The 13,853-nt window shown below is 36.1% G+C and carries 14 protein-coding genes; 8 read left to right on the plus strand and 6 right to left on the minus strand.

Going from position 1 to position 13,853, the window contains the following annotated elements:
• Nucleotides 1-101 precede the first annotated feature (101 nt).
• The 5 genes from GQ590_RS04520 to GQ590_RS04540 all read left to right on the plus strand — a co-directional run bounded on the left by GQ590_RS04520 (nucleotide 102) and on the right by GQ590_RS04540 (nucleotide 3,054).
• On the plus strand, nucleotides 102-575 hold the full coding sequence (locus GQ590_RS04520; RefSeq protein ID WP_160406345.1) for a hypothetical protein: 474 nt from the start codon (nucleotides 102-104) through the stop codon (nucleotides 573-575).
• Nucleotides 575-1,135, plus strand: coding sequence for a DUF1629 domain-containing protein (locus GQ590_RS04525; protein WP_160406344.1), 561 nt, complete (start codon nucleotides 575-577; stop codon nucleotides 1,133-1,135). Before GQ590_RS04520 ends, GQ590_RS04525 begins: the two co-directional genes overlap by 1 nt.
• A 100-nt stretch (nucleotides 1,136-1,235) precedes the next feature.
• On the plus strand, nucleotides 1,236-2,270 hold the full coding sequence (locus tag GQ590_RS04530; RefSeq protein ID WP_160406343.1) for an AHH domain-containing protein: 1,035 nt from the start codon (nucleotides 1,236-1,238) through the stop codon (nucleotides 2,268-2,270).
• A 3-nt stretch (nucleotides 2,271-2,273) separates the two neighbouring features.
• A complete protein-coding gene (locus GQ590_RS04535; RefSeq protein ID WP_160406342.1) occupies nucleotides 2,274-2,825 on the plus strand; it encodes a DUF1629 domain-containing protein in 552 nt (183 codons plus the stop codon).
• A 16-nt stretch (nucleotides 2,826-2,841) separates the two neighbouring features.
• Nucleotides 2,842-3,054, plus strand: coding sequence for a hypothetical protein (locus tag GQ590_RS04540; protein WP_160406341.1), 213 nt, complete (start codon nucleotides 2,842-2,844; stop codon nucleotides 3,052-3,054).
• A 121-nt stretch (nucleotides 3,055-3,175) separates the two neighbouring features.
• Here GQ590_RS04540 and GQ590_RS04545 read toward each other — a convergent pair whose 3' ends face one another.
• Nucleotides 3,176-4,219 (minus strand): LacI family DNA-binding transcriptional regulator, encoded by a 1,044-nt coding sequence (locus GQ590_RS04545; protein WP_160406340.1) that lies wholly within the window; start codon nucleotides 4,217-4,219, stop codon nucleotides 3,176-3,178.
• A 177-nt stretch (nucleotides 4,220-4,396) separates the two neighbouring features.
• Between GQ590_RS04545 and GQ590_RS04550 the strand changes: the two genes are divergently transcribed.
• From GQ590_RS04550 to dnaB, 3 genes are all read left to right on the plus strand, one after another.
• Nucleotides 4,397-5,416: an aspartate-semialdehyde dehydrogenase gene (locus tag GQ590_RS04550; RefSeq protein ID WP_160406339.1), complete on the plus strand. Its 1,020-nt coding sequence runs from the start codon at nucleotides 4,397-4,399 to the stop codon at nucleotides 5,414-5,416.
• Nucleotides 5,403-6,194: a tRNA pseudouridine(38-40) synthase TruA gene (truA, locus tag GQ590_RS04555; protein WP_160406338.1), complete on the plus strand. Its 792-nt coding sequence runs from the start codon at nucleotides 5,403-5,405 to the stop codon at nucleotides 6,192-6,194. The genes GQ590_RS04550 and truA overlap by 14 nt, the downstream gene beginning before the upstream one ends.
• Nucleotides 6,195-6,284: 90 nt before the next feature.
• Nucleotides 6,285-7,709 (plus strand): replicative DNA helicase, encoded by a 1,425-nt coding sequence (gene dnaB / locus GQ590_RS04560; protein WP_160406337.1) that lies wholly within the window; start codon nucleotides 6,285-6,287, stop codon nucleotides 7,707-7,709.
• 60 nt (nucleotides 7,710-7,769) lie between these two features.
• Here the strand turns inward: dnaB and GQ590_RS04565 are convergent, their stop codons facing one another.
• The 5 genes from GQ590_RS04565 to GQ590_RS04585 form a co-directional block, all read right to left on the minus strand.
• The gene (locus GQ590_RS04565) at nucleotides 7,770-8,618 is read right to left on the minus strand and encodes a metal ABC transporter permease (protein ID WP_160406336.1); all 849 of its coding nucleotides are present in this window, start codon (nucleotides 8,616-8,618) and stop codon (nucleotides 7,770-7,772) included.
• Nucleotides 8,615-9,481: a metal ABC transporter permease gene (locus GQ590_RS04570; RefSeq protein ID WP_160406335.1), complete on the minus strand. Its 867-nt coding sequence runs from the start codon at nucleotides 9,479-9,481 to the stop codon at nucleotides 8,615-8,617. Before GQ590_RS04570 ends, GQ590_RS04565 begins: the two co-directional genes overlap by 4 nt.
• Nucleotides 9,482-10,378: a manganese/iron ABC transporter ATP-binding protein gene (locus GQ590_RS04575; protein ID WP_160406334.1), complete on the minus strand. Its 897-nt coding sequence runs from the start codon at nucleotides 10,376-10,378 to the stop codon at nucleotides 9,482-9,484.
• Nucleotides 10,378-11,298 carry a metal ABC transporter substrate-binding protein gene (locus tag GQ590_RS04580; protein ID WP_202112874.1) on the minus strand — a complete coding sequence of 307 codons (921 nt, stop codon included), beginning with the start codon at nucleotides 11,296-11,298 and terminating at the stop codon, nucleotides 10,378-10,380. Before GQ590_RS04580 ends, GQ590_RS04575 begins: the two co-directional genes overlap by 1 nt.
• Before the next feature lie 404 nt (nucleotides 11,299-11,702).
• The gene (locus GQ590_RS04585) at nucleotides 11,703-13,703 is read right to left on the minus strand and encodes an autotransporter outer membrane beta-barrel domain-containing protein (protein ID WP_160406333.1); all 2,001 of its coding nucleotides are present in this window, start codon (nucleotides 13,701-13,703) and stop codon (nucleotides 11,703-11,705) included.
• Nucleotides 13,704-13,853: the final 150 nt, after the last annotated feature.

Raw genomic sequence — 13,853 nt, forward strand, 5'->3', positions numbered from 1 at the left:
AATACCGAAAGACCGCATGAGGCGTTAAATAACATGACACCGATTGAGTATAAAACACTAAAACAGGCAGCGTGATTTTCTATGTTAGTTTTGTGCTAAAAATGGGGTATTTACATAAAGACCACGTAAAAAGCTTACTTAAAAAAATTTGCGAAGATTATTTATTACAAGATATTTGTGATAAAAACAAGCAGCAAGAATTAGCTAAGGATTTTATAATTGGTATGGATAAACTGAGTCAAGTCATATTTAAAAAAATCAGTACCTTTAAATGGACAATAACCGCTGATGGCTTTTCGTATTCGCCCGGCAATATTGGTTGCTGCGGTTGCGACGATCAGGAAACAAAACGAAAGCTGCTGAAAGAAAAATTAAAAGGTACTCAAAGATTAGCCGCCAGCAATGCCAAAAAATTTTGGGGGGTGCTTTATTCCTCAATAGAGGCGTGTAATAATTTGAAGGATGCTGATTTTACTTGCACAGCCGGAGCCGTAACCCCAAACCATCATCGGAATAATAATACCGGCTATTATCAGGAAAGAATAAATATAGAAAAATTTCAAGGATTTAAATAATGAAAAACACAAACAACATGAATGATTTTGAATACTATTTTATGCAAAGAAAAGGAGACCAGGCTTATCCAATGATCGATATTCTGGATGAAGATGCCGAAACGGTTGAAGCCGAACTTGGTGATCCCTTACCCCGCCGCCCCGTATTGGCAGACTACTTAACAGGGTCTAAAGATTTTGTAACCAAACGCATTGCGGATGTTATGATGGCTATGAATATGGAAGGCGTACGGATTGTGCCGGTAGAGTTATCCGACCGAAAAGGCGGGTATATCGAAGATTATTACTGTATTTATGTTGATGATAATACCTATGAAGCCCTGGATAAAACTAAATCAGATTATGAATATGATGAAGAATGCAAACTTTATTTTATCAATAAAGTAGTACTAGACAAAGAAGTACTAAAAAAGATCCCGTTAAGCAAACGCTTAGGCTGGCGTTTACGCGAAGAAGCTGGAACGTATTTATACTATAAAACAGTTGTAGACGAAATTAAAAAACTAGAACCCACCGGCGTAGTATTTATTAATATTGAAGAATATCAAGGTATCTATTAATATAAAAATTATCAATTTCGAGCCATAAATATAGAAAGATTTCAAGGATTTAAATAATGAAAAACACAAATAATATAAATGAATTTTAATATTAAGGAATATGCCACGAAACAAATCCGGAAAATGGAAAGATCCGTTAACATGCCCTGTTTGCAATAAAGAATTTACCGCAAAAAGCAAGACACATAAAAGAGGCAGAATACAAGAGGGTTACCCTGTGGGGCATGGACCAACTTTAGGCGGTAATGTAGTTAATCTTCACTACCATAAAACCTTTAAAAAGCACCCTTTTTATTTAGAATCAGAAAAAACCAACAAATACGATAAGAATGAACGTAACGGCGTAGAGGCGCATCACTTAGTTACGTCAGCCTCAATGGCACAAAAACTAAAATATCAACATTTAGCGCTTTTTTTAGGATATAATATTAACCATTCCAAAAATGGTGTATTGCTACCTACCACCATGAAAGTTGCCTGCCACTTTGGAGTACCGCTGCATAGAGGCGGACACGGGGTGACGTTTATAAAAAAAGAAGAAAATAGGGATATAGATACCCTGCAAGGCATGACAGAAAAATTAGATGAGTGGAGCAAGAAATTTAACCAAAAAGAAGATATTATTTTTTCTTCCTATGATATTGCTAATGAGTTAACCATATTAACGTATGAAGATCATGTCAATACATTAGTCGCTGATATTTGTAAATCTTATATAGAAGAACAGGATCTTTGTAAAAAAGACAAAGATGAAATGGAAAGTTTAGCCGAAAACTTTATTAATGCATTAGATGATTTAAGTCAATCTCTTTTTCGTGAGCTTATTTTGTTTAACTGGACACTGACCTCCGACGGTTTTGATTATAAATCCGGCGGTATAGGCTGCTGCGGGCAAAAGAATCTGCCCGATAAAAGAGCTTTTTTTAAACAAGCCGACCCAAGCTTAAAATCAATGAATGTTCGTGAACTAATGTCTGCTATTTATTCCAATAGTCAAAAGGCAGACGAAATCAAAACCAAGTTACAAGATAAAAAATGCGTTGCAGGAAGCATGCAACATGCTACCGTTATAACGAATAACCACCGAAACTATTTTATTGAAAGAAAAAACTTACAACCCTTTAAATTTAAATAAAACATGGAAAATTATTATTTTATACGAAGAAAATCAGATCAGGCATATCCACTTATTAGAGAAGTGGGGTATGAACCGGAAGATGATGATAGAAACGCAACATTAGTCTATTTAGAGTTTAATGGCACTATTCCCCGTAATCCCGTGATGGCAGATTTTTTATCCGGTCCGGAGGTTTATATAACCGATAAGATCATTGAGGTGATTAAATCCTTTACACCCAAAGGAGTAAGGTTTATTGAAACAGAACTCACCACCCCTAAAGGCGATTTGATTGAAGATTATTTTTGTTTAAAAACAGAAAATAGATACCATGCAATGGATAAGGAAAAATCTGAATTTACCTATAAATATCTAGTTTACAACATATCAAAATTTATCTTAGACAAAAAAGTATTAAATAAAATTCCGCTAGAAGAGCGATTAATTTTTGTGTTAAGAGAATCTCCCTCAAAAATATTATTCCATGAAACCGTCGCTAAAGCCATAATGGACGTAAACCCTACGGGTATGGTGTTTATTAATATAGAAACAGGCGGTGAGCCGTTGGGGTAGGTTATTATTTTAGACCATGACAATATACGAACTCAGTATAGACGGCGATAATGCCACCAGTTTAGACTTTCCCATACAAGATGAGCAGGAACAATTCCTGCTCCTTGCCGAAGAAAAAATCACCAATAACCTATCAGTAAAAGCACAGTGGCAAGAATTTTTAGTATTAAAAAAAGAGCCTAAAATAGATATGGATTTTAATGATATTTGTGATAAGTCTACCCCTTAAAAAAGTTGTATGAATTAGTGTAGCCGATCCAAACAGATACCTTTTAGTTTAAATCTACAAGGTAAGCTCCATAATCGACTTAATTACAAACAATTTAGCGATAAACCGAACGGCTCAAACATTAATAAAATATCGATTCTGCTTCTATAATTTTACAGCGCTTAGTGGGTTTTGCTGTGCTTTTAATTAGTTCACACAGTAAAGTTGCTGATTTTTGTCCCATTTCAAACAAAGGTTTGTTTATTCTGCTTAGGGTATCTAATTGATTGTATTTAAGTTCTTTAGATGAGCTAAAATACGATATTGTAAGTGGTTTTGTAAGTTTTGATTGGCTTTCATTGGCTTGGTGTACGGCACCTAAAATCATGCTATCGGGTGATTGGTTGTGGTCTTTATCATCGCTTTTATCCAAACAATTTAAGCTAAAATTATCGGTACAAATAATCGCTGAAGGTGATTTTGTGCCGTTTATTAGTTTTTTAACCGCTGATCTGGCATGTTGATAGGTAAAACAGCCATGAATAATATATCTAGGCTCAATAGTAATATTGGCGCGCATTAAAGCTTGTTTATAGCCTTGTAGTAAAAGTGTAGAGCTCGTTAATTTTTCATTATTAAGCAAAATAGCAATTTTGGTATGTGACTTATCAATCAAATATTTTGTTATTTGATGGCCAATAAGTAAATGATCAAAGTCAACACAAATAAAATCAAGCGAAAAGTGATTAACTAAAACAATGGGCGGTAATGTGGTTTTATAAGCAACTAGCGTTTTTAAGTAAGGTGCATCATTAATAATAATAATGCCATCAAATGCATGTTGAGCAACATAACGAATAATATGATGGATATCAGTTTTATTATGATAAGGAAATTGCAAATAAAACATTTGAAACTGTTCTTCTTTTAAAACTAGCTCTAATCCTGCATTGATTAAGCTTTTTGAATAAAGTTGATTATCGATAATTAATATCTTTCCGCTGTTATGTATGGGTTTATAGGGTTTGAAATTTTTTGAAGTATCCATATTTAATTCCTCAATAGCTTGATAAACGCGTAGTTGTATTTGAGGTGAGGTTAAATGTGGTTTTTTTAGCACTCTAGAAACCGAAGCGACAGACGTGTTGGCTTTTTTAGCAATCGTTGATAGGGTGATTTTTGTCATAATAATAAATAAAGTTAACTAAAATGACTTATCACTTTACCGATATTAATTTTTTTTGTAAGGGATCAAATTTTATTTTGTCGATCTGTGTTCCAAAATCAAGAAATATCTTTTTCCGTTATCTTTGACAATATAGTGATATAATTACCGCTAAATTTTTTATTTGGGTTGATAAATATGTCTGCATGGAATATTGCTATTGTTGGGGCGACAGGGCAAGTAGGTTCTGCGCTAGTTGAATTACTACAACAACGTGGTTTACAAGATAATAATCTAAAAATTGAAAATCTCTATCTAGTTGGTAGTGATAATAGTGCTGGCGAAATTGTTCGCTTTTCTGGCAAGAATTTAACCGTAATTGATAGTGCACAAATGGATTGGAGCGAGTGCCATTTTGCCTTTTTTGTAGCGAGCGCAAAAACTAGTGAAAAATATGCACAAGTTGCCGCAGAGGCAGGTTGTGTGGTGATTGATGCGAGTGGTTATTTTGCCGAGCAGGATCATATTCCTCTTGTCGTTCCTAAAGTTAATAATAGTGTATTAACCGAATACCGTAATGAAAATATCGTCGCTGTTGCAAGTGCCACTGTGTGCCAATTATTGCGCTGTGTTGCATCGTTGACTGATATAGCGTTATTAACCAATTTACATGTAACTAGTTTTATTCCAGCCTCATTATATGGCAAGCCTGGTGTTGATGAACTTGCAGGGCAAAGTGCGCGTTTATTAAATGGTATGCCAGTTGATAATCAACTGTTTGATAAACAATTAGCCTTTAACTTATTGCCTATATCACACGAACAGGATGATGCGATATTAGGTGAAAAATCACAAGTGAACCAAATCCGTAAAGTATTGAGTAATTATGAACTTCCTGTCTCTATTGAGTCAGTGATTGTGCCCGTGTTTTATGGCGTATCGCAAGCCATTAATGTATCAAGTAGTTTACCAATTGAATTAGATATGGCGCGTTTTGGCGAATTTGGTGTTGAAGTTCAAGGCGATAACTTGCCCACCCCAGTGACCGAAGTGAGCACCGAATCTGAAAGCCAACTCACCATTAAATTGTCTAATTTACGACACAGTTATGGTCATTATGAACAAATTCAATTTTGGTCAGTAGCCGATAATATCCGTTATTTAGGCGCATTAATGCTAATTGAAACGCTTGAGATCCTCATTAATGACTATATATAAAATTGCCCTTGGTATTGAATATGATGGCAGTGCTTATTTTGGTTGGCAACGGCAACAGTCGGTTGATTCTATCCAAGAAAGGCTAGAATCGGCACTATCAATGATTGCTAATTCACCCATAACCGTATTTTGCGCAGGAAGAACAGATGCAGGCGTGCATGCAACAGGGCAAGTTATCCACTTTGAAACTCAAGCCGAGCGATCAGCTAGTGCTTGGACAATGGGCGTGAATTCGCATTTACCCGATAACATAGCTGTGCGTTGGTCACTAAATGTCGATGATAGCTTTCACGCTCGGTTTAGTGCCACAGCTCGGCGTTATCGTTATGTGATCTATAATCATCGCTATCGCCCAGCCATTTTAGCCAAAGGGGTATCGCATTATTATTTGCCGTTGAATGAAAGCTTAATGCACCAAGCAGCGCAGTATCTATTAGGCGAAAATGATTTTTCCTCTTTTCGAGCATCTCAGTGTCAATCAAGAACGCCTTGGCGCAATATTCACCACATTGAAGTTTGGCGGCAGGGCGAATATATTATTGTCGATATTAAGGCCAACGCATTTGTACACCATATGGTACGCAATATTGTCGGTAGCTTACTTGAGGTTGGTACAGGTAATCAGCGCCCAGAGTGGATTGGCGAACTGTTACAAGCTAAAGACAGAACACAAGCGGCAGCAACGGCAAAACCTGAGGGGTTGTATTTAGTTCAAGTTGATTATCCTGCTCAATACCAAATACCAATGCAGGCATTAGGCCCGCTATTTATAGAATAAGTGACAAAATAAGTTATAGAGTTAGTTATAAAACTAAGCATAAAATAGATAAAACCACTTAAGATTGAATCAAATTAAAAGATAAATGTCATGAATAGTAACGAAAAAAGTGCAAGTAAAGATTCAAGAAACCAAGAAGCGAAAAAATCAAAACTCCATAATATCAAGCTTCCACCTCATTCGATCGAAGCTGAACAGGCGGTGCTTGGTAGCTTGATGCTTGATAATCAACGTTGGGATGCGGTATCAGAAATGATCACCGAACGGGATTTTTATTCACGTCATCACCAATTGATTTTTTCTGAAATGCATACTTTGGTTAGCAAAGGTACGCCAATTGACTTAATTACCCTTTCAGAAAGCCTTGAAAGTAAAGATATTTTGGCTGATGTTGGGGGGTTTGCCTATTTGGCGGAGCTGTCTAAAAACACGCCAAGTGCAATTAATGTGGTTGCTTATAGTGATATTATTCGCCAACAAGCGATTTTGCGTGAATTAATCAGTGCATCAAATGATATTGCCGATAACTGTTATGCCACTGAAGGGCGTGATAGTACCGAAATTTTAGACTTTGCGGAAAGCAAAATCTTCCAAATTGCTGAAAGCCGAACCAAACAAGGTGAAGGCCCTAAAAGCATTACTGAAGTGTTAGAGTCAACTGTAGCTAAGATTGAGGAGCTCTTTCAACGTCCGCATGATGGTGTGACAGGGGTTTCAACCGGTTATGTTGATTTAGATAAAAAAACGGCTGGCTTACAGCGTTCTGATTTAATTATTATTGCCGCAAGACCATCAATGGGTAAAACTACATTTGCCATGAATCTATGCGAAAACGCAGCACTAGAGCAAGAAAAGCCTGTGCTGATATTTAGTTTAGAAATGCCATCAGAACAAATTATGATGCGTATGTTAGCGTCACTTTCACGAGTTGATCAAACCCGAATTCGAACAGGGCAACTACAAGATGACGACTGGGCAAGAATTTCAAGCACTATGGGGTTATTGCTTGAAAAGAAAAACATTTATATCGATGACTCATCGGGTTTGACGCCAATGGAATTACGCTCAAGAGCCAGACGTATTTATCGTGAACATAAAGGTTTAAGTATGATCATGGTGGATTACTTGCAACTTATGCGAGTTCCCAATATTTCTGAAAATCGAACCTTAGAAATTGCAGAAATTTCACGCTCACTAAAAGCCTTGGCAAAAGAGTTACAAATTCCTGTCGTTGCGCTATCGCAACTTAACCGTAGTTTAGAGCAACGTGCTGATAAAAGACCGGTTAACTCAGACTTGCGTGAATCAGGATCGATTGAGCAAGATGCCGATGTGATCATGTTTATTTATCGTGACGAAGTTTATAACGAGGCGTCAGAACATAAAGGCATTGCTGAAATTATTTTAGGCAAACAACGAAACGGCCCAATAGGTAAAGTTAGATTAAAATTCCAAGGCCAGTTTTCACGCTTTGATAATTATGCTGATGCTAGTAAATATTTAGATGACGAATAACAATAAAAACGTATACAGTAATGCTTGGCATATTTTTGTCATAATGATTTTAAATGTTACTTAAATCGCCGTTTTAACGGCGATTTTTTTATTAGCAATAAATTGATAAATTTGGGCCAGTAAAAATAAGATTGCTTGTAAAATAACAATACTTGCACTGGTTGATGCATCAACATAATAGCTTATTAACGTCCCTAATACGGTTGAAAATGCTGAAACCAGTACCGCAATGACTAACATCCGCTCAAAGCGCTTAGTTAACGAAAAAGCAATAATGCCCGGAGCGATTAACATTGCTATCACTAAAATCATGCCAGCTGTTTTTAATGAACCAACAATAGTTAAAGCTAGCACACTTAATAGCCCGTAATGTAACAGCTTGACAGGCAAACCAACCACTTTGGCTTGCAGCGGATCGAAGCAGTACAGCATTAAATCACGGCGTTTAATAATAACTAAGATCGACACAATTGTGGCAATAAGGATAATTTGTTTAAGCTCGTCATAACTTGTTCCAAGCACACTACCAAATAAAATATGGTTTAAATGTTGCGAGGTATCTACCTTTGAAAACAGCACCAAACCAAACGCAAACATCCCCGAAAACACAATGCCCATGACGGTATCTTCTTTAATTCGACTATTTTCTTTAATATAACCTGTTGCCACTGAGCAAAATAATCCTGATGCAAATGCGCCAATGATAATGGGGATTCCTGCTAAATACGCCAACACGATCCCTGGCAAAACAGCGTGTGAAATCGCATCACCCATTAATGACCAGCCTTTTAGCACCAAAAAACAAGAAAGCAAAGCACAAACAACACCTGTGGCTAACGCGGCTAAAATTGCGCGTTGAATAAGGGGTAGGGTAAGTGGGTAATAAATAAACTCACAAAATTCGGTCATACTTTTCCCCTTTTATTTAATCGGCTTTGACGTATTTTAAGGCGATTTGAAATAAGCCCTTGCTGTGGTGCAAATAAAAATGCGGCAATAAAAATCAGCGTTTGTAGCGTTACAATCACGCCACCTGTTTCGCCATTTAAATAATAGCTAATCCACGCCCCGACAGCACTGCTTACAGCACCAATTGCAACTGAAATCATCAACAACCGTGAAAATTGATTTGTCAATAAATAAGCCGTTGCTCCTGGTGTGATAACCATCGCAATAACTAAAATAGCCCCAACAGTTTGCAGTGCCGCAACGGTACAGGCGCTTAAGATGGTAAAAAATAGAATTTTTAGTTTTAGTGGTTGTAAACCAATGGATCTGGCATGGGTTTCATCAAAAAAAACCACTAACAAATCCTTCCAAAAAAAGAAAAGTAATATAAATGACACCAAAATAATGATTTGTACTTGCCACATATCGCTATCGTCAATGCCAAGAATATTACCAAAAATAATTGTTTGCACATTGACCGAGGTCGGATTGAGCGAAATGATCAACAAACCGATAGCAAAAAAAGTTGAAAAAATAAAACCAATAATCGCATCCGCTTTTAACCGTGTAAAAGTGCGAACTAAGGTAATGGCAAGCGCTGCGAGCAATCCAGTAAAAAACGCACCAACCGAATAAGGCAACCCCAAGGCATAAGCACCTGCAACGCCCGGCACCACTGAATGCGAAAGCGCATCGCCCATTAACGACCAGCCTTTTAACATCAAAAAAGCTGACAAAAAAGCACAAGCCGCACCAACAAGACTACTTACCCAAATAGCTTTGAACATAAAATCATAGGTGAATGGTTCAAGTAACAGTTCCATTTATTTTGGCCTTTTTTGCTCGTTTTCGACATGGTTAACCAACAAATCTTGATGAGGAGAATCATGTTTACCTTCACCGTAAAAAATGGCTGCACGTTCATCGTCAGTTAAGATCGATACTTTACGGGGATCTTCGTTTTCGTGTAATTTATCGCCCGATAGGCTAAGGTAACGCAGTGCACCACCAAAGGTGGTCATTAAATTTTGTGGTGTAAAGGTGGTTTCAGTTGGGCCAAATGCCAATACTGTTTGATTAATTAACACCACCTGATCGCAAAATTCAGGCACACTACCTAAATTATGGGTTGATACCAAAATTAAATGGCCTTCAGCACGCAAAGTTTTCAAAAGATCAATAATGGCATTTTCGGTTTTAACATCTACGCCAGTAAAAGGTTCGTCTAACAATAGAACACTACCCTGCTGAGCTAAAGCACGGGCTAAAAATACACGTTTTTTTTGCCCGCCAGAAAGCTCGCCAATTTGACGATACTTAAAATCAAGCATATTGACACGTTCAAGCGCAATATCGACTTGCTTTTTATCTTCTTTACTTGGGATACGTAAAAAAGACATATGCCCGTATCGCCCCATCATCACAACGTCTGACACAAGAACAGGAAAATCCCAATCTACATCTTCCGTCTGTGGCACATAAGCAATAATATTTTGCTTTAAAGCCTGATTAACAGACATATCATTAAACGTCACCCGACCACGAGTTGGTTTAACCATTCCCATAATGCTTTTAAATAAAGTCGATTTACCACTACCATTTACTCCAACTAAAGCACAAATAGTGCCACCATTTAAGTGGAAGCTAGCATCATGAATTGCGGTGTGACCATTATTATAAGTCACGGTGATGTCATCAACATTCAAGCAAATTTGAGTCATTATTCTTCGAATCCTTTAGCTATGGTTTCAACCGTTACTTTTAATAGATCAATATACGTTGGCACAGGCCCATCTTTTGTTGAAAGCGAATCAACATATAAAACGCCACCATATTTTGCGCCCGTTTCATTGCTTACTTGTTTAGCGGGTTTGCTTGAAATGGTGCTTTCACTAAAAACGACAGGGATGTGATTTTTATTAACTAAATCAATTAAACGTCTAACTTGCTGAGGTGTACCTTGCTGCTCGGCATTAATAGGCCATAGGTAAGCTTCTTTCAAATTATAGTCACGAGCCAAATAACTAAAAGCCCCCTCACTGGTCACAAGCCAACGCTTTTCATCAGGGATTTTGGCTAACCGCTCACGTAATGGGGTATCAAGTGCTTTAATTTTGGCAATATAATCAGCCGCATTTTTATTATAAATCTCGGTATTTTTGGGATCATATTTAACCAATGCTGCACGGATATTTTCGACATAAACTAACGCCAAAGTTGGTGACATCCAAGCATGTGGGTTTGGGTTACCCTTATAACTACCTTCTTGGATCTGCATTGGCTCAATACCGTCTGTTACCACAACAGATGGTACATCTTTGACATCTTCAAAAAAACGTTTAAACCAAAGTTCCAAATTAAGCCCATTCCATAACACCAAATCGGCTGAAAGTACTTTAGTAATATCTTGTGGGGTGGGATCGTATTGATGAATTTCAGCGCCAACTTTGGTAATTGACTCAACCACAGCGGCATCGCCAGCGACATTTTGTGCAATATCTTGAATTATAGTGAAAGTGGTAACGACTTTGAATTTCTTATCTGCTGCGTGGGCGCATTTGGACAGACCAGTCAAAATAATTAACGAAGTTAAAATAACCTTTAATAACGTTTTGCGGTTTTTTAAAAAATTGAACTTCATTAGCGACTCCTTGCACATAATCAAATAATAAAATTCAGTGATAGTTATTAACAAATAGAGTAATTAACCAATCAAAAAAATAACGTCTTATTTAATTAGTGATAATAGTGAAACAGCGTTATGATAAACAATAATAACAAATATTAATGAGAATTATTATCATTTAAACAAATAAAGTCAAATATTTCCTAAAATTTACTGCTTATTACTTTAGTATTGCTTTAATACTGTTATAACGATAGTCTTAATTCATTGTATATAAAACTAAATTAAATAGTAGATAGTTCCGTCTATTTAACTAATAGTTAGCATAAAAAATCATGAAAAAAATTGCCATAAACCCTATTTTTAGCGTATAGGATTTATGGCATTTAGGACAATGGGGCAGCCAATTTTATTGGTAATTAGAAAGAAAAACGATATCCAGCATTGGCTTGTAATAAATCAAATCGGTTACCTGGTGAGCTTTCTAAATCCAAATAAATATTATGTTGTTGATTAAGCTGTGCGCTGATACCAACGCCATTATTCCACCAATTACCTTTGAATGAATGGCTTTCTTTATTAGTATTTAATTTATAGTAAGTATCACCATTAAATTCTCTAACAATTCCTGTTCTAGCATAGATATTGATATTATTGTTATCAGAATTGATTTCGTATCCAAATAATGCAGATGCTCGACCAATTAACGAATTATAATTACCTAATTTTACTTTAAGCCCGTTAGTCGCATTAATTGATGTAGCGTTTTGATGGCTATAAGATAATTGAGATTGTGGTTCAATATAAAAATCATTTAATTTGTATTTTTGACCTAACTCTAAAGATAAGCCCAGTCCATTGGTATGGCCTGTTCCTTGAACGTGATTACTGGCAGTATCTTTAACCTTGAAGTGATTTTTTTGGCGAGCATATTTAGCAACACCATCAACATAAAATCCATCATTGCTTAAATATGTTGCGTAAAGGCCGGTATTAAATGATTTTAAAGAGCCATCACCTTTATGATAATTTGGATCACCATAAGTCTGCCCAACAAAAGCACCGACTACAAAAGGTGAATCTTCAGATAGCTGTTTATCTGCACCAAATTGGAAACCATGGTAGCTCATATCAAATTTACTTAATTTACCACCCGAAAACGAATCCAACTTACCGGAAAAAACGCGTAACCAAACATCACCAAACTGCCCACTTGTTCGCATGTCGCCAAGACGTTTTAGCAGTGTTTGGGTTTCAACATAACTCATTAAGTAATTACTGTTAAGAAATCCGGCGCTAGCCATTGCCGACGAAGTAATAGGATTAGCAGTTAATACATAATCTTTCCCATCTTTTTTTAAAGAATATTGATAACCACCAAGTTCAACATCATGATTGATTTTAAACTCAGCAGTACTTGTTGCATTGTCATCAATTTTAACTAACGTCAATTTTTCTTTACCTGTGGTATTAGACGCTCCATTATTTGTTAAATTTAGGGTATGAGTTCCTTCTGCTGATATAGGACGATTTGTGTCAGCTGATTTTGAAATAATAATTTTATCGCTTTTTGCAGCAGCAATGTCGGTACGTAAATCAAAACTTGATTCACCTTTTAAATTCTCAATGGTTAACTCTCCATAATTACCATTAGAATTATCATTAACAAATTTTATCGAACCTTGTCCAGATAGTTCGGTAAGGTAAGAATCTTCATCGGTTATTTCCCAAGAAGCGCCTTTGGCAAGATTCATTTTTATAATTCCAGTGGTCTCACCAAGATTAACTTCATCAGGATTGTAAAGTCCTGTCACGTGACCTACAATTTTTGAACCAGCAGTTAAATTTAATATAATTGTTCCATTATTAATTGCTTCTATATCACCATGAATTATTGATTTATTATTGATTTTTATTACTCCTGCATCATAAGCAACAATATTCCCATCAATAACTGATTCGCCATGTAATGTTACATTTCCATCTGTTACAGAAATTGCATCTGACGATTCACGATCGCTAACGCTAAGTGTAGTTTTCCCATTAACAACAATTGATGAATCTCCAAAGATATTAATTGCATCAGAATTATGTCCTTGCATATGAATTGTAAGATCACCATTAAAAATGGTAGAGGATGTCGAATGAGGTGAAAGGAAAGAATTTAATCCAGAAATTTCCCTTCCATCTTCGATGTGGTTATCTTCTCTTTGGATATTGATAGTGACATTTTTTTCAAAAACAGTATTGCTGTTAGCAAATATATGGATACCTGATGTGATTTCTCCATTAACTTTATTTAAATCGTGAGTAACAGGAACATTAATTTCATCAGTGTAGGTTTGAGTTCCTTGTAATTCAAGTGCATTTACTGCTAATGGTGTGGCTAGAGTTAATCCTAGAATTATTTTATTTTTCATCTAATAGTTTCCTTTCATCTATAATTGATGGCAGTTTAACAATAAAAAAATAATCGTTCAATAATTAACCTCAATAGAATTGTTACCTTGTAGATTTTTAACAATAGCATTAATTAGTCATTTTGACTTGAATCTTTAATTAACGAGAGT

The organism is Gilliamella sp. Lep-s35 (assembly GCF_009795845.1).
GTDB lineage: Bacteria > Pseudomonadota > Gammaproteobacteria > Enterobacterales > Orbaceae > Gilliamella.